At 64.0% G+C, this 267-nt stretch carries 1 pseudogene; it reads left to right on the forward strand.

The window, feature by feature from the left end:
* Window positions 1-77 precede the first annotated feature (77 nt).
* Window positions 78-267: pseudogene (locus tag AC6UC9_RS07000) on the forward strand (hypothetical protein); the annotation flags it as partial.

The raw sequence follows: 267 nt of genomic DNA on the forward strand, positions 1-267 counted from the left end.
CTCTTGTGAGTCGGGGTCTCGTCGATTCCCGTGAGAAGAAGGTCTTTGGAGCTCGCGGAAGGGGCCGACCTTCCCGCGTGTTCTTCCTGACCGATCACGGGCGTGCCGACTATTACACCGCCTACGACGACCTGGCGATATCGGCCCTTCGGCAACTTGCCGATGCAGCGGGCCCCTCTGCTCTTGACGCGGTGGCTAAGGCTCGAGTCGATGACATCGAGTCGCGTTACCGAGCGCTGCGTCAGGCGCGCCCCGACGAAGTCCCGG

This window comes from Fructilactobacillus sp. X7R4C1, from assembly GCF_059901115.1.